This window comes from Salinispora tropica CNB-440 (genome assembly GCF_000016425.1).
GTDB lineage: Bacteria > Actinomycetota > Actinomycetes > Mycobacteriales > Micromonosporaceae > Micromonospora > Micromonospora tropica.
Genome location: NC_009380.1, coordinates 495,066 through 519,277, shown reverse-complemented (window position 1 = coordinate 519,277; position 24,212 = coordinate 495,066). Strand labels below are relative to the sequence as shown.

Annotated in this window: 25 protein-coding genes; 7 read left to right on the top strand and 18 right to left on the bottom strand. The window is 70.6% G+C overall.

Features of this window, described 5'->3' with window-relative positions:
- Positions 1-145 precede the first annotated feature (145 nt).
- The 5 genes from STROP_RS02305 to STROP_RS02285 are packed head-to-tail and all read right to left on the bottom strand — an operon-like array spanning position 146 to position 4,104.
- The gene (locus tag STROP_RS02305; RefSeq protein WP_011904375.1) at positions 146-769 is read right to left on the bottom strand and encodes a hypothetical protein; all 624 of its coding nucleotides are present in this window, start codon (positions 767-769) and stop codon (positions 146-148) included.
- A complete protein-coding gene (locus STROP_RS02300) occupies positions 766-2,037 on the bottom strand; it encodes a hypothetical protein (protein ID WP_011904374.1) in 1,272 nt (423 codons plus the stop codon). Before STROP_RS02300 ends, STROP_RS02305 begins: the two co-directional genes overlap by 4 nt.
- The gene (locus tag STROP_RS02295; RefSeq protein ID WP_011904373.1) at positions 2,034-2,789 is read right to left on the bottom strand and encodes an ABC transporter ATP-binding protein; all 756 of its coding nucleotides are present in this window, start codon (positions 2,787-2,789) and stop codon (positions 2,034-2,036) included. Before STROP_RS02295 ends, STROP_RS02300 begins: the two co-directional genes overlap by 4 nt.
- The gene (locus tag STROP_RS02290) at positions 2,786-3,571 is read right to left on the bottom strand and encodes a zf-HC2 domain-containing protein (RefSeq protein WP_011904372.1); all 786 of its coding nucleotides are present in this window, start codon (positions 3,569-3,571) and stop codon (positions 2,786-2,788) included. The genes STROP_RS02295 and STROP_RS02290 overlap by 4 nt, the downstream gene beginning before the upstream one ends.
- Complete coding sequence (locus STROP_RS02285; protein ID WP_011904371.1) at positions 3,568-4,104, bottom strand: RNA polymerase sigma factor; 537 nt, start codon at positions 4,102-4,104, stop codon at positions 3,568-3,570. Before STROP_RS02285 ends, STROP_RS02290 begins: the two co-directional genes overlap by 4 nt.
- Positions 4,105-4,220: 116 nt before the next feature.
- Between STROP_RS02285 and STROP_RS02280 the strand changes: the two genes are divergently transcribed.
- Positions 4,221-4,922, top strand: a complete 702-nt coding sequence (locus STROP_RS02280) for a spermidine synthase (RefSeq protein WP_011904370.1) — start codon at positions 4,221-4,223, stop codon at positions 4,920-4,922.
- A gap of 205 nt (positions 4,923-5,127) precedes the next feature.
- Here STROP_RS02280 and STROP_RS02275 read toward each other — a convergent pair whose 3' ends face one another.
- Positions 5,128-5,919 (bottom strand): class I SAM-dependent methyltransferase, encoded by a 792-nt coding sequence (locus STROP_RS02275; RefSeq protein ID WP_011904369.1) that lies wholly within the window; start codon positions 5,917-5,919, stop codon positions 5,128-5,130.
- Between the two features lie 161 nt (positions 5,920-6,080).
- On the opposite strand from STROP_RS02275, the gene STROP_RS02270 reads away from it, so the two are divergent.
- A complete protein-coding gene (locus tag STROP_RS02270) occupies positions 6,081-7,124 on the top strand; it encodes a sodium:calcium antiporter (RefSeq protein WP_011904368.1) in 1,044 nt (347 codons plus the stop codon).
- A gap of 61 nt (positions 7,125-7,185) precedes the next feature.
- On the opposite strand, the gene STROP_RS24990 is transcribed toward STROP_RS02270, so the two are convergent.
- From STROP_RS24990 to STROP_RS02255, 4 genes are all read right to left on the bottom strand, one after another.
- Positions 7,186-7,323 carry a hypothetical protein gene (locus STROP_RS24990; protein WP_155244300.1) on the bottom strand — a complete coding sequence of 46 codons (138 nt, stop codon included), beginning with the start codon at positions 7,321-7,323 and terminating at the stop codon, positions 7,186-7,188.
- A gap of 225 nt (positions 7,324-7,548) precedes the next feature.
- The gene (locus STROP_RS02265) at positions 7,549-9,840 is read right to left on the bottom strand and encodes a heavy metal translocating P-type ATPase (RefSeq protein ID WP_011904367.1); all 2,292 of its coding nucleotides are present in this window, start codon (positions 9,838-9,840) and stop codon (positions 7,549-7,551) included.
- On the bottom strand, positions 9,837-10,046 hold the full coding sequence (locus STROP_RS02260; protein ID WP_011904366.1) for a hypothetical protein: 210 nt from the start codon (positions 10,044-10,046) through the stop codon (positions 9,837-9,839). The genes STROP_RS02265 and STROP_RS02260 overlap by 4 nt, the downstream gene beginning before the upstream one ends.
- Entirely contained in the window at positions 10,043-10,279 is a 237-nt protein-coding gene (locus tag STROP_RS02255; protein WP_011904365.1) for a heavy-metal-associated domain-containing protein, read from the bottom strand. The genes STROP_RS02260 and STROP_RS02255 overlap by 4 nt, the downstream gene beginning before the upstream one ends.
- Positions 10,280-10,382: 103 nt before the next feature.
- Between STROP_RS02255 and STROP_RS02250 the strand changes: the two genes are divergently transcribed.
- The 3 genes from STROP_RS02250 (at position 10,383) to STROP_RS02240 (ending at position 13,536) form a co-directional block, all read left to right on the top strand.
- On the top strand, positions 10,383-10,685 hold the full coding sequence (locus STROP_RS02250; RefSeq protein WP_026275202.1) for a metal-sensitive transcriptional regulator: 303 nt from the start codon (positions 10,383-10,385) through the stop codon (positions 10,683-10,685).
- A gap of 189 nt (positions 10,686-10,874) precedes the next feature.
- A complete protein-coding gene (locus STROP_RS02245; protein WP_011904363.1) occupies positions 10,875-12,221 on the top strand; it encodes a YibE/F family protein in 1,347 nt (448 codons plus the stop codon).
- 298 nt (positions 12,222-12,519) lie between these two features.
- Positions 12,520-13,536, top strand: a complete 1,017-nt coding sequence (locus tag STROP_RS02240; protein ID WP_028680534.1) for a coiled-coil domain-containing protein — start codon at positions 12,520-12,522, stop codon at positions 13,534-13,536.
- 108 nt (positions 13,537-13,644) lie between these two features.
- On the opposite strand, the gene STROP_RS02235 is transcribed toward STROP_RS02240, so the two are convergent.
- A complete protein-coding gene (locus tag STROP_RS02235; RefSeq protein ID WP_011904361.1) occupies positions 13,645-14,355 on the bottom strand; it encodes a carbonic anhydrase in 711 nt (236 codons plus the stop codon).
- 296 nt (positions 14,356-14,651) lie between these two features.
- Between STROP_RS02235 and STROP_RS02230 the strand changes: the two genes are divergently transcribed.
- Positions 14,652-15,311 carry a C39 family peptidase gene (locus STROP_RS02230; RefSeq protein WP_011904360.1) on the top strand — a complete coding sequence of 220 codons (660 nt, stop codon included), beginning with the start codon at positions 14,652-14,654 and terminating at the stop codon, positions 15,309-15,311.
- Between the two features lie 71 nt (positions 15,312-15,382).
- Here the strand turns inward: STROP_RS02230 and STROP_RS02225 are convergent, their stop codons facing one another.
- Both STROP_RS02225 and STROP_RS02220 read right to left on the bottom strand, forming a co-directional pair.
- The gene (locus STROP_RS02225) at positions 15,383-15,571 is read right to left on the bottom strand and encodes an antitoxin (protein ID WP_011904359.1); all 189 of its coding nucleotides are present in this window, start codon (positions 15,569-15,571) and stop codon (positions 15,383-15,385) included.
- A gap of 97 nt (positions 15,572-15,668) precedes the next feature.
- Positions 15,669-16,316, bottom strand: a complete 648-nt coding sequence (locus STROP_RS02220) for a dienelactone hydrolase family protein (protein WP_011904358.1) — start codon at positions 16,314-16,316, stop codon at positions 15,669-15,671.
- A 253-nt stretch (positions 16,317-16,569) separates the two neighbouring features.
- Here STROP_RS02220 and STROP_RS24985 point away from each other — a divergent pair, with 253 nt between their 5' ends.
- Entirely contained in the window at positions 16,570-16,746 is a 177-nt protein-coding gene (locus STROP_RS24985) for a hypothetical protein (RefSeq protein WP_187151571.1), read from the top strand.
- A gap of 52 nt (positions 16,747-16,798) precedes the next feature.
- On the opposite strand, the gene STROP_RS02215 is transcribed toward STROP_RS24985, so the two are convergent.
- The 5 genes from STROP_RS02215 to STROP_RS02195 all read right to left on the bottom strand — a co-directional run bounded on the left by STROP_RS02215 (position 16,799) and on the right by STROP_RS02195 (position 24,208).
- Complete coding sequence (locus STROP_RS02215; RefSeq protein ID WP_011904357.1) at positions 16,799-19,174, bottom strand: glycoside hydrolase family 65 protein; 2,376 nt, start codon at positions 19,172-19,174, stop codon at positions 16,799-16,801.
- Positions 19,171-19,926 carry an HAD family hydrolase gene (locus tag STROP_RS02210; RefSeq protein WP_018830883.1) on the bottom strand — a complete coding sequence of 252 codons (756 nt, stop codon included), beginning with the start codon at positions 19,924-19,926 and terminating at the stop codon, positions 19,171-19,173. The genes STROP_RS02215 and STROP_RS02210 overlap by 4 nt, the downstream gene beginning before the upstream one ends.
- A gap of 58 nt (positions 19,927-19,984) precedes the next feature.
- Positions 19,985-20,449, bottom strand: coding sequence for a DUF4442 domain-containing protein (locus STROP_RS02205; protein ID WP_018830884.1), 465 nt, complete (start codon positions 20,447-20,449; stop codon positions 19,985-19,987).
- Between the two features lie 75 nt (positions 20,450-20,524).
- Entirely contained in the window at positions 20,525-21,832 is a 1,308-nt protein-coding gene (locus STROP_RS02200) for an ABC transporter ATP-binding protein (protein ID WP_026275737.1), read from the bottom strand.
- Positions 21,833-22,012: 180 nt separating this feature from the next.
- Positions 22,013-24,208 carry a bifunctional glycosyltransferase/CDP-glycerol:glycerophosphate glycerophosphotransferase gene (locus tag STROP_RS02195; RefSeq protein ID WP_011904353.1) on the bottom strand — a complete coding sequence of 732 codons (2,196 nt, stop codon included), beginning with the start codon at positions 24,206-24,208 and terminating at the stop codon, positions 22,013-22,015.
- Between the last annotated feature and the right edge of the window lie 4 nt (positions 24,209-24,212).

The window sequence follows — 24,212 nt, the reverse complement described above, 5'->3', positions numbered from 1 at the left end:
CGTCACGATCCGTCCTCCGTCTTGTCTTGACTGGGAGCCCCCGACTACCGCGCCGCAGGAGCATCCTAAAGCGACGCATTCGGGACACCATACCGACCAACGTGAGGGTTGTGAACGCTTGCGATCAGTGCACTTCGGATGGTGATCAATTGCGACGGGAACGACGATCGACGGCGGCGCCACCGTGCGCGTAGCCGACGAGGCCGAGCGCGAGAACCCCACCGGCGGCCCACCACGAGGCAGCAGCGGTGGAGGTCTGCACCGGCCAGGCCCACAACGCCGCGAGCACGCCGGCGTCCCGGGGCGCGGCGAAGTAGACCGCACACCCATAGCCAAAGGCCGGCAGCCACGCCAGCCGCGCGCCCAGCAGCGCCGTGGCGCCAGCGACCAGGCCGATCCAGCCGAGCGTGTTGCGGGCCAGCGCGTGGGCACCGAACGTCTCGGGGGCACGCAGCCCCGTCAGAACGAGCGCCGTGGCCACGGCGAGGACGGCGAGGAGAACATGTCCGGCCCGCCAAACCCGCCAGCGCAGCGGAGTGCCGCGTTCGAGCTCCTCGTCGACTCCGGCCAGGGTGGGCCCGAGCAGCACCGCGGACAGCAGCGGGGCCAGCACGACCACGGGGAGGCGGGCGGCCGGCCCATCCAAGAAGGACCGGCCGGCGAGCCAGGTTCCGCCGGCCCAGGCCAGCAGCGTGATGACGCTGACCCCGGCCACGAAGGCCGACGCTCCCCGGACACGCAGATGCAGCCGGAGCAGCCGGGCGATCACGGCTGCTCCGCCAGGCGGACCAGGGCCGGGAGGTCACAGCGACCGGCGGCGTCGAGGTAGTCGGCGAACCAGGTGCGCTGCGCCGACGGCGGCAGCTCGCGGAGCCCGGCCGATGCTCCCCCTACCCCGAACACCGTCCCGTCGAGCAGCCAGTCGGTGGCCATGTTGTCGGCCTGGTGAATCCGCTGATCCCTTTGGTCCACCGCTGACGAGTACGCACACTCAACCCCAGCCATCTGGCGAAAGGCCGAACGCAGATAGTCGACGTTGGCCAGGCCACCGAGTGGGGTGGCCTGGAAGTCCAGGTCGAGCCAGACCGTGTCGGCATCCTCCACGACGGACGCACCGGCCGGCCGGACGGTCTGATCAACCGCCTGCCGGGGCGCTCCGGGTATCCCGTCAAGCCGGGCCAGGATCGGCTGCGCTACCGCCGCGACCTCGTCGAGCAGAAAGGCGTTGACCCGGGTCAGGCAGACCTCCGGGCCGCTGGTCGTGCAGACCAGCTCCACCGCGGCCGGGTCGGCTGGCGCGCGATTCCAGCTCGGCGCGGTGCTGATCGGGACCGCGGCGGCGACGGCGACCGCACCGGCCAGCAGCGCCACGCGCCCCCGGCGTACGGCGACGGCGAGCAGCAGCGCGGTCAACGCCACCAGCCAGGTGACCTGCAACCCAGTGACCCACTCCGGCACCAGCGAGTACATCCACCTGCCGCCGTAGGCTGGGGAGAGCCGCGCGGGGGCCGCGTTCCAGTAGGTCAGGATTGCCAGGCCCAGGTAGGTGGCCAGGCCGGCGATCGGCGCCGCCACCCGCAACGGGACCCGCCGGCCGACGAGGACACCACCCGCGCTGGCGGCGGCCAGGGCGAGGACCCCGACGGCCGCCCGCTGCCACCAGTCCCCACCGCCGTAGGTCGCGACCCGCGCGACCAACACCGCCGCCCCGGCGAACGCGACCACCAGGCCGGCGATCCCGGCCAGGGTCACGGCGAGCCAGGCCGCCACCAGCGAGTGCCAACCCGGACGTGGGGTGGCGGCGACCAGCTCGCCGATGTCGCGTCGCCGCTCCCGGCCGGCTTGCCACGCCCCGGCGCTAACCATGAGGGGGCAGAGGGCCAGCAGTGACACCCGCAGGTAGTCGGCGAGGCCGACCCAGCGGCCGGCCCAGTCGTCCGGGTGCGCCGCCAGCACCCACACCCCGGCCCCGAACATCGCCAGCGCCGCGTAGGGTGCGGTGCCGCGGCGTAGCTCCACCCACAGCGCACGCCTCACCGCGTCACCTGCCGCGCGCCGCGCAACACCGCCGTGTAGCCCCGCTCAATCGGGGAGTCACCGCTGTCGCCGTCCCCGCCGGCCGCGATCAGCTCCCCCGGGAGTCCGGCGAAGACCAGTCGCCCGTCGTCGACCAGGCTGACCCGCGCGCACGCCGCCGCGACATCCTCGACCAGATGCGTGCTGACCAGCACCACGGCATCGAGGCCCAGCTCCCGCAGCAGCGTTCGGAACTCCACCCGCTGCTCCGGGTCCAGCCCGGCCGTCGGCTCATCCAACAGCAACACCCGCGGGTCATTCACGATGGCCTGGGCGATACCGGCGCGCCGCAGCATTCCGCCGGAGAGGTGCTTCATCCGGTCATCCGCCCGGTCGAGCAGGCCGACCCGCTCGATGGCCCGATCCACCGCGAGCGGTATCCGCGCCGCCGGCATCTCCCGCAGCCAGGCGAAGTACTCGACGAACTCCCGGACAGTGAAGCGCGGGTAGAAGCCGAACGCCTGGGGCAGGTAGCCCAACCGGCGACGGGCCTGGCGCAGCCCCACCCGGTCGTCAGTGCGGTGCCCCAGCAGCCGGACCTCCCCCCGATCCGGGCGCAGCACCGTGGCCAGCACTCGCATCAGGGTCGTCTTGCCGGCACCGTTCGGGCCGAGCAGCCCGTGCACGCCCACGCCCAGCTCGATGGCCAGGTCGTCGAGGACGACCCGCTTTCCGTAGCTGACCCGCAGGCCGGCCACGCTGACTGTCGTCATCCCGCCTGTCTCCCCACTCGTTCCCGCCGCACGTACAGCACGACAACGGCCACCCCGGTCACGGCCAGCCACACCGGGGCACTCGAGGCCACGACCACCAGCCCACCAACCGGCGGCGCCAGCACCACCACCGCCCACCCGCCCGCCACCACCGCAGCGGCGTACGTCGGCTCGATCAGGGAGCCGAGCGCCAGCGTGCCGGCGGTCAACGCGGCACCCGGCAGCATCCACATCAGGGGAGTGCTGACACCGGTCACTACGGCGGCCAGCACCGCGACCGGCGTGGCCACGGTGAGCACCGACAGCGTGCGCCACAGCACGATTCGCAGGCCCCCCTGCGGTGTCCCCGCCACCACCTCGTGCAGCGGGTCGGTGCGCCGCCCGTACGACAGGGCCGTACCGATCACCGGCAGCGCCGGGGCGATCAGCAGCAGCACCCACGGTGGCAGCGTCCGCGGACTGACCGCCAACCCCAGGGTCAGCAGCCCGGTGACGAGTACGGAGAGCAGCCACGCGGTCCGTACCGCCGGTGCGGCACCCACCAACACCCGCACCCGCCGCCACCCGGTGGCGGGTCGTACCCGCCCCGGTGTTGACAACCGGTCGTCCAGCGCCAGCGCGACCCCCGCGACCACCCGCCGCACCGCCTCGTTCGGCGCGAGACTCGCCCGGCAGGTGTCACAGCGGTCGAGATGCGCCTCCACCGACTCGGCGTCCCCGTCGGCCAGCCGCTCCTCGGCGTACGCCGCCAGCACCTGCGCACTCACATGCTCGCCGGTCATGACAGGGCGGCCCGTAGCCGCTGCCGGGCGCGCATCGCCCGGGACTTCACCGTGCCTTCCGGCACCCCCAGCAACGTCGCCGCTTCCCGCACGGTCCGGCCGTCCAACACCGTTGCCTGTAGCACCGTCCATAACTCCGGCGGGAGCTGACGCAGCGCCCGTTCCAACCCGGCGTCGTACTCGTGGGTCAGGGCTTCGTCCTCTGCCGACGGCGACCAGGTGAGGGTGCCCTCCCCCGGCGAGTTCACGAGCTGCGGACGAACCGAGGCCCGCCGTCGGGCATCGATCAGTCGGCCGCTGGCGATCGACCACAGCCAGCCCACCGCGGTCCCGTCCCCCCGGTAGCTGGCCGCAGCCCGCCACACCGTCAGGAACGTCTCCTGCAGCAGTTCTCGCGCCAGCTCCGGGTCTCGGCACCGTCGCCGGAGCCGGAGCAACAGCCAGGGTGCGTTCCGCGCGTACAGCAGCTCGAACGCCCTGCGGTCCCCCGTACCGACGAGGCGCAACAGCTCCCCATCGTCTACGTCCACCATGAAAGGTTAGGACGCAGAAGTCCCCGGGGCGGTTCGCTGACCGGCGCCTATAGTGATGCGACGCGTTGGCCCGCCTGACCTGTCCCGTCTCTCACCGTCCCGCGGGGGTACTTACCGTGCACGATTTCCGGCAACCGCCGATCACCCTGGACCGGGTGACGACCAGCCGGGGTGAACTGGTGCTACGCGAGACGAACGGCCGCTACGAGGTCATCAGCAACGGTGTCTTCCTGATGGACACCGCGGACGGCCGGTCCGAGCGACTGCTGGTTGACGCGGCGGTGAGCAGGTGCACGGGCCCGGCGCCCCGGCTGCTCATCGGCGGTCTCGGCGTCGGGTTCTCGCTGCTGCGCGCGGTCGAGCACCCACACGTCGCCGCCATCGACGTCGTTGAGATCGAGGCCACCGTGATCGGCTGGCACGCCCGCCACCTGCGCCCCCTCACCGGCGCCGCGCAGGCCGACCCCCGGGTACGGATCGTCGAGGCGGACATCCTCGCCTGGTTGGCCGACACCGCCGACCAGTACGACGCCATCTGCCTGGACACCGACAACGGCCCCAACTGGCTGGTCTTCGAGGCCAACGCCGAGTTGTACGCCCACCGTGGGCTCGACCTGGTGGCCGGCCGGCTCCGACCGGGGGGTGTCCTGGCGATCTGGAGCGCGAGCCGGGACGACGCCTTCGAGCAACGACTCCGGGAGCGCTTCGGCGACCTGGAGCTGCTGGAGACACCGACCGATGCAGGCGCACCGGACGTGGTCTACCTCGTCCGGGCTGCCACCGCGGCGCCGGGGGAGCTACCGGAGTCGCCGGCATGAGCGAGGTTCGGCACGTGTTCTCGAGCACCAGCCGGGCCCGCGGGACCAGTTGCTCGTACGCCAGCCGTAACGCCCGGGCCTGCGCGTTAACCTCGGCCTGGGTGGCGGTGTCGGAGCCGGCGACCGCGCGGGCCTGGTCCAACTCCCGTCGGAACACCCCGAAGTCGATGCTCCCGTACCGGTCCTCGCTGTCGACGCCGGTGGTTCATGCCCGATCTCGCCAACCAAGGTGGATGACGAACTCGTTCTCCTCGATGAAGGTGTCGGTGTCGCTACACCGGGCCAGGGCGGCACGTACGGCGTTGTCGAACTCATGGAGCCGGTCGCCGAAGAGTTCCGGCTCGGCGAACGTGGTGGAGTGCAGGTAACCAAGGATGCTGGTGGCGGTCCAGGTCCGATGCACCGGCACGATGCACTCCTCGACCTGGCTGAACGGCGAGTTACGCAGGACCTGGATGTCCGGACGCCGTTGCTCGTGGAACGTGCCGTCACCCGCCCGACGTTGCTCGCCGAGAAAGTCCTGGATCACCGCCCGGACTTCCATCTCCCAGTCGTGGTGGGCAACCCAGAAGCTCTTGTCGGCGAAGATCGCGACAGCACCGTCCCGGCTGACCTGTGCGTCCAGTTGGTTCAGGACCCTCGCCTTGTCGAGCCAGTGGAACGTTCGGCAGATCGTCACCAGGTCGGCCTGCCACCCGGCCGGTGGGGTGAACTCCTCCGCGGTGGTCTCCTCCAGGCGTAGCTGGGCGTCGTCGGGTAGCCGCGGGCGGAGTGCGTTCTCGGCCGCGGTGAGCATCTCGGGGTCCGGGTCGATGGCGATGATGTCGTCGAACCGGCCCCGCAGGGCCTCCACCACGAGGCCGACGCCGGTGCCGATGTCGAGCAGACGCCGTGGCGAACCGGCGGGGACCGCGCCGTCCAACACATCGGCTACTGTCTCCGGAATGTCCGGCCGGAACTGCCGATAGAAGCCAACAGTTCCGTGGAAAATACTCACAATCGTCCCCCTAGGGCGAATATGGTAAAAACCATAGGCATCGGGCTGTTCCGACATCAGCGAAACGCCCAACCCGCTCCGCCCCAGGCCGCGCTGCGGATGACGATACGGACATCCGCCACTGCCGGATTCGATCGGACAGATCTGGGAATCCCCGGCCGGTGCCGGACGTACTGACCAGCCTGCCGTGGCCAACCGGGCCGAGCATCGCCGTCTTCGGGGTGGCGGGCACCCTCACGGTGCTGGGCAGCATCCGCCTGGTCGCCCTCGGCGACACGCTCGCCGACCGAACCGGCTGGGGGGAGGCGTTCTTCGGCGCGGTCTTCATCGGGCTGGCGACGTCGCTGTCCGGCATCGTGATGACCGCCGTCACCGCGGCGGCGGAGCAGCCGCAGCTCGGCTACAGCAACGCGGTCGGCGGGATCGCCACCCAGACCACCGCTGTCGCCGTGGCGGACGCCTTCCACCGCCGGGCCAACCTGGAACACGCCTCGGCGTCGCTGTCGAACGTGCTCTTCGGGGTCCTCCTCATCGTGCTGCTCTCGCTGGCCCTGCTCGGCCGCTACACGCCGGATGTCACCGTGGCCGGCCTGCACCCCGCCTCACTCGCCATGGTCGCCGCCTACCTCGGCGGCCTGCATCTGGTCCGCCGCTCCGGGGCCAGTCCGCTGTGGCGGGCCGTCGCCACCGCCGAGACGCTGCCGGACATCACCCACGAGCACGGCAGCCTCGACCGGACCAGCTCCACCCGGCTCTGGGTACGCTTCGCGGCGGTGGGTCTGCTGGTCTCGATCGGCGGTTGGGCCATCGCCCGGGCCGCCGAGAGTCTGGTGCTGGTCACCGACCTGAGCGCAGGCTTCGTCGGAGCAATCCTGATGGGCGCGGTAAACGCCCTCCCGGAGACGGTTACCGCCGTGGCAGCGGTCCGCCGGGGCGCCCCGACTCTGGCCATCGCCGCCGTCCTCGGCGGCAACAGTCTGGACGCCCTCAACCTGGTGGTCGGCGACGTGGCCTACCGCGGCGGCTCGATCTACCACGCCGCCGGCGACGCTCAGCTCTTCGTGACCACCAGTGCGCTGTTCATGACCGCGATCCTGCTGGGCGGCCTGCTGGTGCGGCAGGCGTACGGCTGGGGACGACTCGGCTTCGAGGGCATCCTGCTGCTGACCAGCTACGCGGCGATGACCATCATCCTGGCCACCTGACGGGCGCCGGGACGCCGTCTGACGAAGATTGTCGGCGACGCGATGCCGTGGGCTGCCTGAGTCAGCGGCTCGTCGTCACCGGCGGGGGTGGAGTGGCTGGGCCGCCGGCATCGCGCCGCTCGCCGTGACCGGTCAGGACCAGCACGACGACCGCCGCCACCGCGGCGAGACGCCGCGCGACCACCACGCACCTCGACACCCCGACTCACCCCCGTTCGCACCACGACATCCCCGGTTTGATGTCAACGCCGCCCGCACGGCGTTGTCCTGGCAACGAGTGGACTCGACGGTGGGACACGTCACGCCCCCGCCGCTGGGCGCGTCCGGCGACGATCCTCCGGCGACACCGCACTCCCGGCAGGATGCGTACCCGCCCGACAGCTGCACAAAACGCGCCGGCCACGCGGGCTTGGGCTGCTCCTCGTTACCGGGGGTGGCCGGTAGACCGGAGTCCTTGCGTGACCGGGGCCAGCGGGCGGAAGCCCCGCAGCCGGAGACTGTTGACGACCACGAAGACCGAGGAGAAGGCCATCGCAGCCCCGGCGATCATCGGGTTGAGCAGACCAGCCGCGGCCAGCGGGAGCGCCGCCACGTTGTAGGCGAACGCCCAGAACAGGTTGCCCTTGATGATCGCGAGGGTCCGCCGAGACAGCCGGATGGCATCGACGGCAGCGGTCAGGTCACCCCGCACCAGGGTCAGGTCGGACGCCTCGATCGCCACATCCGTACCGGTACCCATCGCCAGCCCGAGGTCGGCCTGGGCCAGCGCCGCGGCGTCGTTGACCCCGTCACCGACCATCGCCACCACCCGGCCCTCCCGCTGGAGCCGCTGGACCACCGCCACCTTCTCGGCGGGCAGCACCTCCGCGACCACCTCGTCGATCCCGACCTCGGCCGCGACCGCCCGGGCGACGGTCTCGTTGTCGCCGGTGAGCAGCACCGGGTCCAGGCCCAGTTCCCGCAGTTGTCGGAGCGCGAGCGCGCTGGTCGGCCGGACCACGTCGGCGACCGCGAGCAGCCCGCGGGCCCGCCCATCCCAGGCCACCAGCACCGCCGTCGCGCCGGCGGCCTGCGCCGTGGCGCCGGCCGTCACCATCTCCTCCGGTACGTGAAGTCCCCGCTCCCGCAGCAGTCGAGGCCGGCCGACCAGCACGCGGTGGCCGTCCACCACACCCTCGACGCCCAGCCCCTCGAGGTTGGCGAAGTCGGCTACCGGCGGCAGGGGTCCCGCCTCGGCCGCGCCCACCGCGACCGCCTGCGCGATCGGGTGCTCCGAGGCGGCCTCCAGGGCGCCGGCGAGTCGGAGCAGCTCGGCCCGCTCCACACCGCTCGCCGCGACCACGTCCACCAGGGTCATTCGGCCGGTGGTGACGGTCCCGGTCTTGTCCAGCACGACCGTGTCCACCGTCCGGGTGGACTCCAGCACCTCCGGCCCCTTGATCAAGATGCCGAGCTGCGCGCCCCGACCGGTGCCGACCAACAGCGCGGTGGGGGTCGCCAGGCCCAGGGCGCACGGGCAGGCAATGATCAACACAGCTACCGCAGCGGTGAAGGCGGCGGTCGGGCCTGCTCCGCTCCCCAGCCACCAGCCCAGGGTGCCGGCGGCGAGGGTGATCACGACGGGGACGAAGACCCCGGAGACCCGGTCGGCGAGACGCTGCACGGCCGCCTTGCCGGACTGCGCGGCCTCCACCAGCCGGGCCATCTGGGCAAGCTGGGTGTCGCCACCGACCCGGGTGGCCGCCACGACCAGCCGCCCACCCGCGTTGACGGTGGCGCCCACCACGGCGTCGCCGGCCTTGACCTCGACCGGCACGGCTTCACCGGTGAGCATGCTGGCATCGACCGCCGAGCTCCCCTCCACCACCATCCCGTCGGTGGCGACCTTCTCACCGGGGCGCACCACGAACCGGTCCCCCACCACGAGCTGGTCGATCGGGATGCGGGTCTCCACGTCACCGCGCAGCACCGCCACCTCCTTCGCACCCAGCTCCAACAGGGTGCGCAGGGCGGCGCCCGCGGTGCGCTTGGCGCGTGCCTCGAAGTATCGGCCGGCGAGAATGAAGGTGGTGACGCCGGCCGCCGCCTCCAGGTAGATGTTGCCCGCGCCAGTGCCCCGGACGATGGCGAAGCTGAACGGGTGGGTCATGCCGGCCACGCCAGCCGTGCCGAGGAAGAGCGCCCAGAGCGACCAACCGAACGCGGCGAGGGTGCCCAGCGACACCAACGTGTCCATGGTCGCCGCGCCGTGCCGGAGGTTGACCCAGGCGGCCCGGTGAAACGGCAGGCCGCCCCAGACCACCACCGGGGCGGCCAGCGTCAACGACAGCCACTGCCAGTAGGTGAACTGCCAGGGCGGCACCATCGCCAGCAGGATCACCGGCACGGTGAGCACGGCCGATACCCAGAGCCGGGTACCAAGCCCACGCGATTCGTCGGCCGGCTCGGCGACGGGCGCCGCCGTGGCTGCCGGTGGGGGCGGTACGACGGCCGTGTAGCCGGTCTTCTCGACCGTGGCGATCAGATCGTCCGATGTCACCCCGTCGGCGTACGCGACCCTGGCCTTCTCGGTGGCGTAGTTCACCGTGGCGGTGACGCCGGGCATCCGGTTCAGCTTCTTCTCGATGCGGGCGGCGCAGGAGGCACAGGTCATCCCGCCGATCGACAACTCGATCTGGTTGACGGCGCGCGGCTTCGGGCTGCTCGTGGTGGTCATCGTGCTCCCTGCCGGTCGGGCCCGTGCCCCGGGAGGTTGGACCCGGCGCCGGGGTTGTCGTGCTCGGGGTTGGAGCGCTCGGGATCGTCGTGGTGGGTCTCGACGGCCGGGGTGACGGGGCCGGTCACCTGACCGACCCCGTACGCCGCGCCGAACACCGCCACGAGACCGAGCAGGAAGGCGGTGAGCTTCGTCGCCGTTCTCATGCGGGCCTCGGTCTCGACGTGGGTGCGGCGTCGACGAGGTCGTAGCCGGCCTCGTCGACGGCGGCGCGCACCGCCTCGATCTCCATCGGGTGCTGGCTGGTGACCGTGAGGCGGCCAGCTTCCAGGTCAACCTGGACCTTCTCCACACCCGTAAGCCCACCCACCTCGGCGCTGACCGCATTCACACAGTGCCCGCAGGTCATGCCGCGCACCTGGTACGTGGTGGTGACCATGGAACCTCCCCTTCCGCCAGGCCAACCCCCGAGGCGAATACCCTGGGGGGGTAACTGTCAGCGACCCTAACATACCCCCGAGGGGTACGTTAGTATGGTCCGCATGACCAGACCCGAACCCGCTCCGGTCCGCGGCTACACCGCCACCAAGGACCAGCTGCTCACCCGGCTGCGCCGGGTCGAGGGGCAGGTCCGGGGGATCGAGAAGATGGTCGAGGAGGATCGGTACTGCATCGACGTCCTCACCCAGATCGCCGCGATCCAGGCCGCGCTGGACAAGGTGGCGCTCGGGCTACTCGACGGGCACGCCCGACACTGCATGCGCGAGGGGGCCGCCGAGGGGCGAGCCGACGAGATGGCGACCGAGATGATGGCCGCCGTCGGCCGACTGATGAAGCGCGGCTGACCGTCGGCCCCCTCGCCCGCCTGCCGAGTCCGGCTCGCGCCCGCCACGCCGATCGCCGACACGATGCCGCGCCCTGCGCCCGCTGGTCACGCTGAGTACCATTCGGTCGACACTCCTTCGAGGTAGTCGCGCTGGGTGACCTGACCGACCCCGCCGACCCGTACTCGCCCGTAGTCGTTGGGAGAATCGATGGGCGCCGACCACACCCGACCCGCTCCGTCCGCCCCACCCCGGGTGCGACGGCTCCTCGTCGCGACGGTGGTCCCCCTGCTCCTCGCCACCCTGATCACCGCGGTGGCCCTCTGGCCGCGCGACACCAGTACGGCCGATCCGGGCACCGAGCCGCCCCGGTACCACGGCACCGTGACGAAGGTGGTCACCGAACCCTGTCCCCCCACGCCGGAGACACCCGATCCAGGACTGGCCACCGACGACGGCCCCTGTGGCGACGTGACCGTCCGCGTCGAGCAGGGGCCGGACTCCGGGCGTCAGGTCGTCACGCCGTTACCCGCCGGACCAGGCGCCCCCGACGTCGCCATCGGTGACGAGATCATCCTGGTCGAGCTGACCGACCCCACCGACCCGACCACGAGCATGTACACCATCGCGGAGCACCAGCGGGGCAAGCCCCTGCTGTGGCTGGTGGCGCTCTTCGCCGCCGCGATCGTGGCGTTCGGCCGCTGGCGCGGGCTCGCCGCGCTCGCCGGCCTGGCGGCGAGCTTCGCCGTCCTGCTGACATTCGTCCTGCCAGGGATCAGCGTCGGCCGCTCTCCGCTACTGGTCGCGGTGGTCGGCGCCGCCCTGATCATGTTTGTGGTCCTGTACCTCACCCACGGCGTGACCGTGCAGACATCGGTGGCGGTTCTCGGCACCCTGGGCAGCCTGATCCTCACCGGCCTCCTCGGCACACTCGCCACCGCCACCACCCGGCTGACCGGGTACGGCAGCGAGGAGGCGATCACGCTGTCGATGTTCCAGGCCGACGTCGACCTGCACGGTCTGCTGCTGGCCGGAATCATCATCGGCTCGCTCGGCGTCCTGGACGATGTCACCGTGACCCAGGCCGCCACGGTGACCGAACTGGCGAACGCCAACCCGGGGCTGTCCCGCCGCCAGCTCTACCGCTCCGCCACCCGGGTCGGTCGGGCCCACATCGCCTCCACGGTGAACACCATCGTGCTGGCGTACGCCGGAGCCTCGCTACCGGTGCTGCTCCTACTCACCGCCGACTCGCGACCGGTGAGCCAGATCCTGACCAGCGAATTCCTCGCCCAGGAGATCGTTCGCAGCGCCGTGGCCACGCTGGGTTTGATCGCCGCGGTCCCCCTCACCACCGGGCTCGCCGCCATCGTGACCACCGCCGGTCGCAACGCTGTCGGCGGGTCGGGGAGGAGCGCCACCGCCGCGCCACCGCCGCGACCGCGCGCCGCCCGGGTCGAGGTGCTGGAGGCGCTCAGCACCTCCCGCGCCGGCCCGGTCACCCCCGTCGCCGACCGACGTGCCGACCGGGACAAGAACACGGACGACCCATGGTGAGACTCCGCAGCGTGACAACCCGGACCGGCGGAACCGGCAACCAGGTCACTGATCACATAACGTACATACGAATTCGTGTATTTTGTCGAGTTTGGGGCGTAGCTCCACGAGGTGACGGTCAGGTAACCTCGCTGCCGGTCACCGCCGAAGGCGCGCACCGGCACCTGCGGGACCACCACCCAGTCGCCGCGAGGCGAGCCGGGAAGCCAGGCGCATGGGGTGCGTCCGCGCCAGCGGGAAGCACGTCCAGCCCCAGCCCGTCAGCTCGCCGAGCCGGCGGTCAACGGAAGGGATCATTGTGACGGCACCCCCACGCCGCTGGTTGACGCCGGTGGTGGCCGTGCTCACCGCGCTGGCCGTGCTCACCGGGCCGATACCGGCCTCGGCCACCCCCACCTCCCCCCCGCTGCCCTCGGGGCACGACGAGGAGCCGGAGCTACTCGGTGATCTCATCGAGGTCCGCAACCGCGAGTACGTCAAGGCAAAGGCCCAGCTGGCGGAGTCCGAGAAGCGCCAGGCCGCCCTCGAGAAGGAAATCGAGAAGGCGCAGGACGACCTGGACGAACTAGCCCCCCAGGTGGCGCAGATCGCGACCCAGTCGTACCGCACGGGACGGGTCGGCGCGATATCGATGTTGCTGGAGGCAGACACCCCCGACTCCTTCATCGTCCGGGCTACCGCGCTGGACGAGCTGAACCGCGTCAACGACCAGCGCATCAAAGCAGTCAACACAATCAAGATCCACGCTGAGCAGTCGAAGGTGGCAGTCGACGAAGAGGTACGCAAGCAACAGAAGCTGAAAAGCGACCTCGAGCGCGGAAAGCTCGAGGCGGAGAAGGCCCTCCGCCTCGTCGGTGGCAACGGGCTCACCGGCGGCCTGGTTGACGCCGAATCGCCGGTCGCCCGGGTCGCCCCGGGACGCACCTCGGATGGCGACTGGCAGCCGCTGGGCTGCACCGAGGATGACCCGACCACCGGCGGCTGCATCACAGCGCGAACACTGCACATGTACAACGAGGTCAAGCGGGCCGGTTTTGACCGATTCGTCGGATGCTACCGCTCGGGTGGGCCGTGGGAGCACCCCAAGGGACGGGCCTGTGACTGGTCACTGCAGGACAGCGGGTTCCGCTCTTGGTACAACAACGACATGCGCCTCTACGGCAACAACCTGACCGCGTTCCTGGTCCGTAACGCCGACCGGCTCGGCGTCTACTACGTGATCTGGAACCGGCAGATCTGGTTCCCGGCAACCGGCTGGAAGTCGTACAACGGCCCGTCGAACCACACCGACCACGTCCACGTGTCGTTGCTGTAGGACGCTGACACCACAAGGGCCGGTACCGCGCTTTCGTGGCACCGGCCCTTGGTCGTCCTCGGGACTCCAGGCCTGTCGCGCCACCGGCCCGAGCCGCGGCGATGCGGCTCAGGTCTCCGGGGGTGTGCTCGACGCCGCAAGCCCGACCTCGGTCACCGTCCGCACCGAACCGGTAGTGAGCTGGTACGACATCCCCACGACCGCGCACTCGCGGGCGGCCACGGCGGCAGCGACCGCCGCGGAGCGGTCCAGCAGCACGGCAACGGTCTGCTCGACATGAAGGTCAACGATCCGGTCGAGGTCGCTGACCCCGGCGGCCTCGGCCCGACGCACGCTCGGCAGCACCGCCTCCACCACCGCACGGAGGTGCCCGGCGCCCGGTACGCCGGTGGCATCAGCTGATCGGGCCGCCTGCACCGCACCGCAGGAGTCGTGGCCGAGTACCACCACAAGCGGGGCACCCAGCACGGTCACCGCGTACTCGACGCTGCCGAGAACCTCCGAACCGACAGAGTGCCCAGCCGTGCGTACCACGAACAGGTCACCCAGACCGCGGTCGAAGATGAGCTCAACCGCGAGCCGCGAGTCGGAACAACCGAGGATCACCGCGAAGGGCTGCTGCCCGTCCGCCAGCGCGATGCGGCGGTCGACATCCTGGTGGGGGCGGACCGGAGCTCCAGCGGCGAACCGCCGGTTACCCGCGTACAGCTCGGCGACCGCCGCCTGGGGGCTGACCGGCTGCTTTCGTTGATCGCTCGGTCCAGCGGACAACAGCTCGTCTGCACCCGGATGCGTTTCGGGTGTTTCGGGGCGATTCATGCCCTTACCTCATCCCTGTGGGAGGCCCCAACCTGAAGGCCCGGAGCACGAGACTCGGGCCTCTCCCACGCTCACATGCAGTAGAAAGCACGTCAAGACATGCGTGATCTGCGCTTCATATGTTGGCCGCCAGCAACCCCGCGCTCGCACCGAGGAATGCCCACCGCGTCCGACCCGTTGTAGCTCCGGAACCCCTGGTACCCGGGCCGTCGCCCCGAGCCCGCCGTCCGTGAGCCGAGCGCCGCGTGGTGCTTGCCGTCCCCCTTGGGACGTCAGACCCCCGAAGGAGCCCGACCATGAATCCGATCACCCACACCGGCGGTCTCTCCGTCGCCGGACTGCTGGTCGCCGGCGGTTGCCTGTTGACCCCGGGCACAGCCATCGCGTCAGCCGCCCCCACCAACACTGAGATTCACGCACACCAGGCGGTGGCGGCGCAGTCCGCGGACGACCAGGCCGAACTCTTGGTCACCATTGAATACCAGGCCCAACCCAACTTCTACTACTGCGGGCCGGCGGCGACCCGAATGGCTCTCTCCGCGTTGGGCAAGCCCCTTCCACAGGATGAGGTCGCCCGGCGGCTCGGCACCACGCAGGCCGGTACGGACTCGGCCCTGGACGTCACCCGCGTCCTCAACGAGCTGACCGGTGACACGTACCGAACCACCGAGATACCGGACACGACGGCCAAGCCGGACGAGGTCCACCAACTACGCGAGGACACCCGGCACGCCCTGGCGCAGGGACGCGCGGTCGTGGCCAACGTCAGGGGGACCACGGTCGACACCGACGGCACCCCGCACTCGTACGAGGGGGGCCACTACCTGACGCTGGTGGGTTACCGCGCTGAGGGTGACCTCCTCCGGGTCGCCGATCCGGCCGCGGCGAAGGGCGAATACTGGATGGCCGTGCCGAAGGTCGCCAACTGGATCGCCGAACGCGGCTACTCGTCCTGACCGCCCTCCGGGCCGGCCTCCAGAGCGGAGACCGGCCCGTTCGGCGCGGCTCACGCCGGAACTCGAATGCGTCAGCGCTTCTGGTCGCGGTCGCTCTCACCCGTCCGAGACCGCATCATGTCCACGCCGCGATCGACATGCTCCTTGTACCGGCCGCCGGTGCGCTCGTTGAGCATGTCACCGGCCTTTTCTATGCTCCGGTCGACCTGCTCGTCCTGCTTCTCGACGTACTCCCTGGCCTGGTCCATGAATTTCTTCATGTGATCCTCCTAGGGTCGGGGTGTTGCACGGATGGCGTTCCCCAGCGCCCGGGGGCACAAACACCAGCCACGCCGGGCAGTATGGACCGGTCGCTGGTCACCCAAGGTAGTCGGTGAACCAGGTCGCCGCCGCGTGCGCCACCTGCTCCAGCGCACCGGGCTCCTCGAACAGGTGCCCGGCACCGGGGACGACCGTCAGCTCCGCCTGCTCCGGCAGCGCCTCCCGAGCCTGCTCATTCAGGGTGAGCACCTGGTCGTCGAGGCCCCCCACGAGCAGGAGGGTCGGCGCTCGCACCCGGCCCAGCGCCGGGCCGGCAAGGTCCGGCCGGCCGCCTCGGGAGACCACTGCGCCGACCGCGTCGGGGCGCTCGGCGGCGGCCACCAGGGCGGCAGCAGCCCCGGTGCTGGCCCCGAAGAGCCCAATCGGCACCACACCCATCGGCGCTCCGGTTTCCAGCCAGTCGACGATCGCGGACAACCTTCCGGCCAACCGGCCGATGTCGAACCGGAGCTGCGCGGTTCGCGCGTCGACCGCCTCCTCATCCGGGGTGAGCAGGTCGACCAATACGGTGCCGAGCGAGCTGCGATGGAGAACCTGCGCCACCGCGACATTACGGGGACTCCGCCGGGAGCTACCGCTGCCGTGTGCGAAGAGCACCACTCCGACCGGCTCCGCCGGCACCAGAAGATCAGCCGTGAGCTGGACATCCCCCGCCGGCACCGGCACCTCACTCCGTGCGTCCATGCCCGCTCCTTCCCACCCGCTCGCCCCGCCATGCCTACGCCCCGGGCCCATCCCCAGAACCGTCTACGGCCGCCCAGGCACGCTCGACGCGGCCGCCCCTCGACCCGGTCACACCCTGGTCCCGCCCGAGCCGACCTCAGTCGGTCGACCGGGGGTGGCGGGGCCTCGTTTCGCCCGGGTGAGCATCGGGTACGCGGTCGGTGAGGGCAGACCGTACCGGCGCAGGCAGCGCCCCGACAGATGGTGAGGCACCATGGCGCAGCAGCAGGAGTCTCGGCAGCAGGCCGTCGAGCGGGAGCAACGAAGGCGCGACGCGAAACGGAACCGGGACTGGGCGGACGAGGCGGCGCGGGCACGCACCGCTGATGATCCCCGAGCGATGGCGCCGCACGACGCCGCAGGCCGCCCCTCCCAGGGCAGACAACTGTGAGGTGGTGACATCCGTCGGGACCTGATCCGGCCCGACCTGGCGGGCCCCGACCCTACGGTTCCCGCTCGGGGAGGCGGATGAGCGGGTCACGGCCGGGCGGCTGCTCCGGGGCCCGGCTCGGCTCCTCCGCTGGTGGGGTTGGCCGGGTCACCGGTTCAGCCGCGGTGACCCGGATGCGTTCGCCGTGGTGGAGGAACTCCAGCGCCTCCTCGGGGTCGCTGTGCTGCAACGTGTAGGTGGTCTGGTGCGGCTGGATGTCGACCCGTAGCTGGATCCGACGCCAGTGTAGGGAGAACTCCAACCGGCCCAGCCGGCTGGAGAGCCGAGGCGTGAAGCAGAGCGTTCCGTCGTGGTCGCGCAACCCGCCGAACCCGGCGACCAGGGCGATCCAGGAACCGGCCAGGGCGGCGATGTGGACCCCGTCGCGGGTGTTCTCGTTCAGGTCGTGCAGGTCCATCAACGCGGCCTCGCGCAGATAGGTGTGGGCTAGTTCCGAATACCCCACCTCGGCAGCCAGCACGGCCTGGGTACAGGCCGACAACGACGAGTCGCGGACGGTACGGCGCTCGTAGTAGAGAAAGTTGCGCAGCTTCTGCTCCGGGGTGAACGCGTCCCCCCGCCAGTGCATCGCCAGCACCAGATCAGCCTGTTTGATCACCTGCTTGCGGTACAGATCAAAGTAGGGATAGTGCAGCAGCAACGGGTACTTCTCCGGCGGGGTGTGGACGAAGTCCCACTCCTGGAACCGGGTGAAGCCCTCGACCTGCTCGTGTACGTCGATCTCCTGGTCGTATGGGATATGGATGTCGGCGGCGGCGTCCCGCCACGACGCCGCCTCCTCGTCGGTGACACCCAGATGCGCGGCCTCGTCCCGGTACCGCATCACCGTCTCCGCGGCGGTGGTCAGATTCCGTTGCGCCATCAGATTGGTGTAGATGTTGTCGTTCTTGATAGCGGTGTACTCGTCCGGGCCGGTCACCCCGTCAATGTGGAACTGCCCGTGCCGGTCGTGGTGGCCCAGCGACCGCCACAACCGCGCGGTCTCCACCAGCAACTCCAGGCCGATCTCCCGCTCCAGGTCGGTGTCCTGGGTGGCGTGCACGTAGCGACGTACCGCGTCGGCGATGTCGGCGGCGATGTGAAAGCCGGCGGTGCCGGCTGGCCAGTAGCCGGAGGATTCCGGCCCCTCGATGGTGCGCCAGGGGAAGGCCGCGCCCGCCAGGTTGAGCGTGCGGGCCCGGTCCTGCGCTGCCGGCAGGGTGTGATGCCGCCAGTACAGGGCGTCGCGGACCGCGGTGGGGTGGGTGTAGGTCAGCACCGGCAGCACAAACATCTCGGTGTCCCAGAAGGCATGGCCGTCGTACCCCGGACCGGTGAGGCCCTTCGCCGAGATCGGCCGGCGTTCGGCCCGGGTGCCCGCCTGGAGCACGTGAAAGAGCCCGAAGCGTACCGCCTGCTGCACCTCGGGGTCGCCCTCCACCAGCACGTCGGCGGAGTCCCAAAACTCGTCCAGGTACTCCCGCTGTTCCCGCAGCAGCCCGTCCCACCCGTCCAGCTTCGCGGCGGCCAGCGCGGCACCGACCTGATCCCGCAGTGCCGGCAACGATCGGCGGCTGGACCACCCGTACGACAGGTATTTCACGACCCGCAGCGTCTCGCCGGGCTTGAGCACGCAGGCGGTGGTGGTCCGCACCCAGTCCTCGTACCCCTCGGACTCGAGGTTGGTCCGTGCGGTGGTGTGCACCTCGTGCTCCATCGCGGCGGCGAGGCGCAGGCCGGAGACCTTCGTGCGGTGGATCAACAGACCACCGTCATGGGTGGTCAGCTCCTCCTCGGCCAACAGGGGCGACTCCAGCACCGCCGCCACCCGCGGATCTTTACTCTGGGCCGGCAGGGTTTCGTTGGCCACCAGTTCCGACTGGACGATCAGCCGCAGCGGCTTGCCGTCCACGACCTCGACCTCATAGTTGATGGCGGCGGCGGAGCGCTGGCGGAACGAGACCAACCGGGTGCTGCGGACGCAGACCTCCCGACCGGCCGGCGAGCGCCAGTGCACGGTCCGGTGCAGCGTGCCGCCTCGCAGGTCGAGCACCCGCTCGTGGGCGAGGAGTTCGCCGTATCGCACATCGAGCGGCTCGTCGTCGACCAGGAGCCGGATGAGCTTGCCGTTGGTGACGTTGACGATGGTCTGCCCGGACTCGGGAAACCCGAAGCCGGCCTCCGCGTGCGGCAGGGGGCGAAGCTCGTAGAAGGAGTTCAGGTACGTTCCGGGCAGGCCGTACGGCTCGCCTTCGTCGAGGTTGCCGCGCAGGCCGATGTGCCCGTTGGAGAGGGCGAAGACCGACTCGGACTGAGCCAACACATCCATGTCCAGCGTGGTTTCTCGGACATGCCACGGCTCGACCGGGTACGCGCGCTCTCGGATCATGCGTCCGGCTCCCGCTTCTCGATCAGCTCCGCGAGATCCTGTACGACAATGTCTGCGCCGTGCGCCAACAGGGCATCGGCCTGCCCGGCCCGGTCCACGCCCACCACGTACCCGAAGTCACCGGCTCGGCCGGCGGCGACTCCGGCGAGGGCGTCCTCGAAGACGGCCGCGTTGCCCGGAGCCACCCCGAGCCGTTCGGCCCCGGCCAGGAAGGTGTCCGGTTCTGGTTTGCCGCGTAGCTTCTCGGCTCGGGCGACGAGACCATCAACCCGGGTCTCCAGCAGCGCCTCCAGCCCTGCTGCGGCGACCACCTCACGGCCGTTGGCGCTGGCGGTGACGACCGCACGACGCAGCCCGGCGTCGGTCGCCGCCTTGAGGTACGTCACCGAGCCAGGGTAGACATCCACCCCATGCGTCCGCAGCTCCTGGAGCAGCCGGACGTTCTTGCAGTTGCCGATGCCGTGGACCGTGTCCGCCTCGGGCGGGTCGTCCGGTGTTCCCTCCGGAAGCACGATGTCGCGCGAGGCGAGGAAGGTGCGGACCCCGTCGTACCGGGGCCGGCCGTCGACATACCGACGGTAGTCCTCATCCGGGTCGAACGGTTGGAACGGCACATCGGCGTCGGCGGCGTGACGACGCAGGAACTCGTCGAACGTCGCACGCCACGCGGCGTTGTGGACGCGAGCGGTCTGGGTGAGGACCCCGTCCAGGTCGAACAGGCAGGCGGTCACGTGCGCAGGCAGACCCAGCATCGTTCGAATCTATCCAGCTTGGTCGTGGCGTAGACCGTTTCGGCGGTCAACGCGCCGATCAGTGCGGGCGAAGCGTCCAGACGACGGTCATCTCCCCGGTGGGCTTGCCCTCCTCAGTGGCGATCTCCACGCGTACCGGAAACTCGGGACGCTCTCCGGCGTCCAGTTCCGCGACCACGTCAGCGGCCGGACGATCGAGCCGCGCGGTCGCCCGCACCGGGCCCATGGCGAGCTTCCGGTACGCGATCTCGGCACTGACGGCGAGCGGGGTCGCCCGGTCAAGCACCGGCGCGAACGCGGCCACCACAACCGCACCAGAGGCGGTCTCACCGAGGGTGAACATGGCTCCGGCGTGCGGCCCGCCGACATGGTTGTGCGTAGCCGATGTGTCGGGCAGCCGGACCACAGCCTGGATCGCGCCGTCGGCCTCGGGGGCCACCTTGACGAACTCGAAGCCCAGCGTGCGGGCGAAGGGCACGGCTGCCAGCATGCTGGTAGCCACCTGGCTCACGTCGATGCTCATACCCGCGTAGGTTACCGGTGAGTAACCAGGGCGACAAGGCCCCGCCCAACACCCGACTGATGCCGGACTGCCGCGTCAGCGCCAACCGACGTCGATCCGGTCACCGCGCTCGTCAAAGAAGTGCAGCGCATCCATCCGGACCTCGATCGCCAGCTTCTGCCCCTGGGACACCGCGGGGTAGGGCGCGAGCCGCACCGCCAACTCCGCCGGGCGGCGGTGGTGCCGACCCGGATCCGGAAACACGCTGGCAGGCGTACGGCTCGCCGAGGCGCGCCGCTCGTCGCCGGCCGTACCGGCCCGACCGGTGATCCGCCGCATCGCCCGGCCGAACTGACGCAGGCCCCGTTGCCGGACCGCACCCCCGTCCGCCGGCACCGCCGCCTCGTCCACGACGACCGCGGTGGCGCCGATGTCGAGAAAGGCGAGCGACTCGTGCCCATGATGCTCCAGGTGCCGGATCCGCCCGTGTAACACCGGGCCGGGGGTGCTCGGGGCGGTCGGGGTCAGCGCCTCGGCCCGCATGCCGAGCACGATCCGCTCGCCGTGATAGTGGCCTACCGCCCGGGCGCGCATGTCGTCCCACGGGAGGCGCAGCGACTGTTCGCCGAGGGAGAGCGCGACGTACTGGCCCAGGTGCACGTGGACCGCGGCCTCCAGCAGGTTCATCCGCGGGGTGCCGAGAAACGTGGCGACGTAGAGGGTGGCCGGGCGGCCGTAGACCTGAGACGGGGTGCCGACATCCTGCAGGATCCCCTTGCGCATGATCGCCACCCGGTCCGCCATGGTCAGCGCCTCAGTCTGATCGTGAGTCACGTAGAGGGTGGTGACTCCCAGCTCCCGGGTCAGTCCAGAAATCTCCGCACGCAGCTCGGAGCGGAGCCCGCTGTCAAGATTGGACAGCGGCTCGTCCATCAGAAACAGTTCGGGCCGACGCACGATCGCCCGCCCCATGGCGACCCGCTGACGCTGACCACCGGAGAGCTGCCCGGGCCGGCGATCGAGAATATCGCCGATGCCCAGCGCGCCCGCGACATCGGCGACCCGTTCGCCGCGCCGCCCCGGCTCCAGGCCGGCCAGGCGCAGCGGAAAGGCGATGTTGTCGCCGACGCTCAGGTGCGGGTAGAGGGCGAAGTCCTGGAAGACCATCGCCACCGACCGGTCCCGGGGCGGCAGATCGTTGGCGAGCTCGCCGTTGAGAAAGACCGCGCCGGAGCTCGGTTCCTCCAGGCCGGCGACCATGCGCAGCACCGTCGACTTACCGCAGCCGGAGGGGCCGAGCAGCACCATGAACTCACCGTCGTCGACGTCAAGATTCACTCGGTCAACGGCGAGGGTGCCGGTTCGGAAGACCTTGGTCACATCCTTGAGCGCGACGGTGGTCACCCGTTCCTCCCCCACCTGGCCAACTCGGACCTGAACGACTGTGACGAGCCCCACCCAGCCCTGCACATCGGGTGAACGTGCAATCTTCGCCGTAGGAAGCTCGGTAGCAGGCCAGTACCGCAGGGCTGCGGGTGGGTCAGACGCGGCAGAACGCGGAGGATGAGACAGGCTCGGCGGAGGCTAGCCGGCCGGACCGGGTCCGGCGACGTCCGCACCGAAGACCCTTCGGACCACCCGTTCGGCGGCGTGGCCGTCGTCGAGCCGACAGAACCGGTCCCGGAACCGACGCCGCGCCTCCTCCGCCGACGGATCACGCAGCGCACCGGAGCGAAAGACGTCGAGCAGACCGGCGAAGTCCGTCGCCACCGCCCCCGGCGCTTCAGCGATCACATCCAGGTAGACGCCGCGGGTCAGCCGGTACGCCGCCCAGTCTGGCGCGTACACGACGATCGGCCGATCCAGGACGGCGTAGTCGAACATCGCCGACGAGTAGTCGGTGACCAACACGTCGGCGGCGAGATAGAGGTCCTCCACCCGCGGATAGCCGCTCACGTCGCGCAGTCGGTCCGGGTGGGTTGGATCCGGTACCGGGGAATCTCGGTCGTCGAAGTAATGACTGCGCATCAGCAACCGACCGGCGGGCCCCAGCGCGGCGAGGAACTGGCCCGGGTCGAACGGCGGCTGGTACCCCGGCAGATGTTCCCGGTGCGTCGGCACGTACAGGACCACCTGCTCGCCGACTCCCAGCCCCAGCTCGGCCCGGATCCGCAGCACCTCCTCGGTGGTCGCGGCGGCCAGCCGGTCGTTGCGCGGATACCCCACCTCCAGCGTGGTGTACGCGGCCGGGTAGGCCCGCTCCCACATCTGGGTGGAGAAGCTGTTCGAGGTGATGCTGTAGTCCCACCGGTCCACCCGGCGCAGCAGCCCCGCGAAGTCCATCACGGCCCCGACCGGGTAGCGCTGCTGGTCCAGGCCCATCACCTTGACCGGCGTACCGTGATGGGTCTGCACATGCACGGTGCCGGGGCGTTTACGGACGAAATTGGGGAAGTTGACGTTGTTGACCAGCCAGCGGGCCTGCGCCAACGCCCGGTAGCCCGCGGGGGTGCCGGCGACCACATAGTCCACGCCGGCCGGCAGCGAATCCACCCGGTCCCGCCGGACGATCCACACCCCATGCACGTGCGGGGCGAGCCGCCGGGCAGCTTCGTAGATGGCCGCCGGATTGCAGGCGTAGCCGCGGTACCAGTAGGCGGCGTACACCGCCAGCCGCGGGTCAACCGGCCGCAGCAGCTCGGCCCGGTAGTACTCGCGCAACCCGGCATCCCGAACCCGCCGGAGGGCCGGCACGGCCCCACGGCGGACCCGCTGGGCGGTGTGGGCAGCGGTGTCCCGCACCCGGGCGACACCGCGCAGCGCGTTGTACGTGCGCCACCGCCCGGTGGCGACCAGGCGGTGCTTCAGCCCTTCCAGCCCGGGTGGGGCCGGGAGGCCCTGCGCCGGACGCCAGCGGGCGTGGTCGGCGGCGATCCGGTCGAAGAAGGCGGGCCGCAGGTCCGCCGGGATCCGTTCCCCGGTACCGAGCACGGTCAGGTAGTGCCAGATCATCCGTTCGAAGAGGGCCGGGCGGAGGTCCTCTTCTGCCGTTCCCGCCTCGTCCAGGAGCACGAACACCCGGTGCCACTGCGCGAATACCTCGAAGTGCCGTTCTCCCCGGGTCCGGGTGATGGCGCCGGCCCGGCGCTGCCGATAGTTCACGCAGACCCGATCCAGCACCCCGACTCGCCGGGCACGTATGAGCACGGGGTAGGTGAACGAGACATCCTCGTACCAGCCGGGGGCGAAGCGCAGCCCGTGTTCGAGCAGGAACTCTCGGCGCAGCACCTTGTTCCACGCGGTGTGCAGCAGGCGGATCGTCGCCGGCCGCTCGCGCAGCCGGAACGTCTCCGGCCCGGGCGGCTCCGGGAAGACCTCGCGCATCCCGCTCCGGGTGGCGCTCCCATCCCACCAGGCTCGTACGTGGTCAACGACGAGGACGTCCGGTGTGGTGGCGCGCAATCGCTCGGCGACCTCGCCGAGGCACTCCGGTGCCAACCAGTCGTCGCCGTCGACGAACCACACGTAGTCTCCGGTGGCCTGGTCCAAGCCGGCGTTACGGGCTGGACCGAGTCCCCGGTTCGCCGGCAGCGCAAGCGGCCGCACCCGTTGGTCACGGGCCGCGTACTCGGCCAGGATCTCGCCGCTGCCATCCGGCGAACCGTCGTCGACACCGATCACCTCGATCCCGGCCACCGGCTGCCCGAGGATCGAGTCCAGGCATTCGCGCAGGTAGCCCTGCACCCGGTAGGCCGGGACCACGAAGCTGATCAGTGCCACCCGG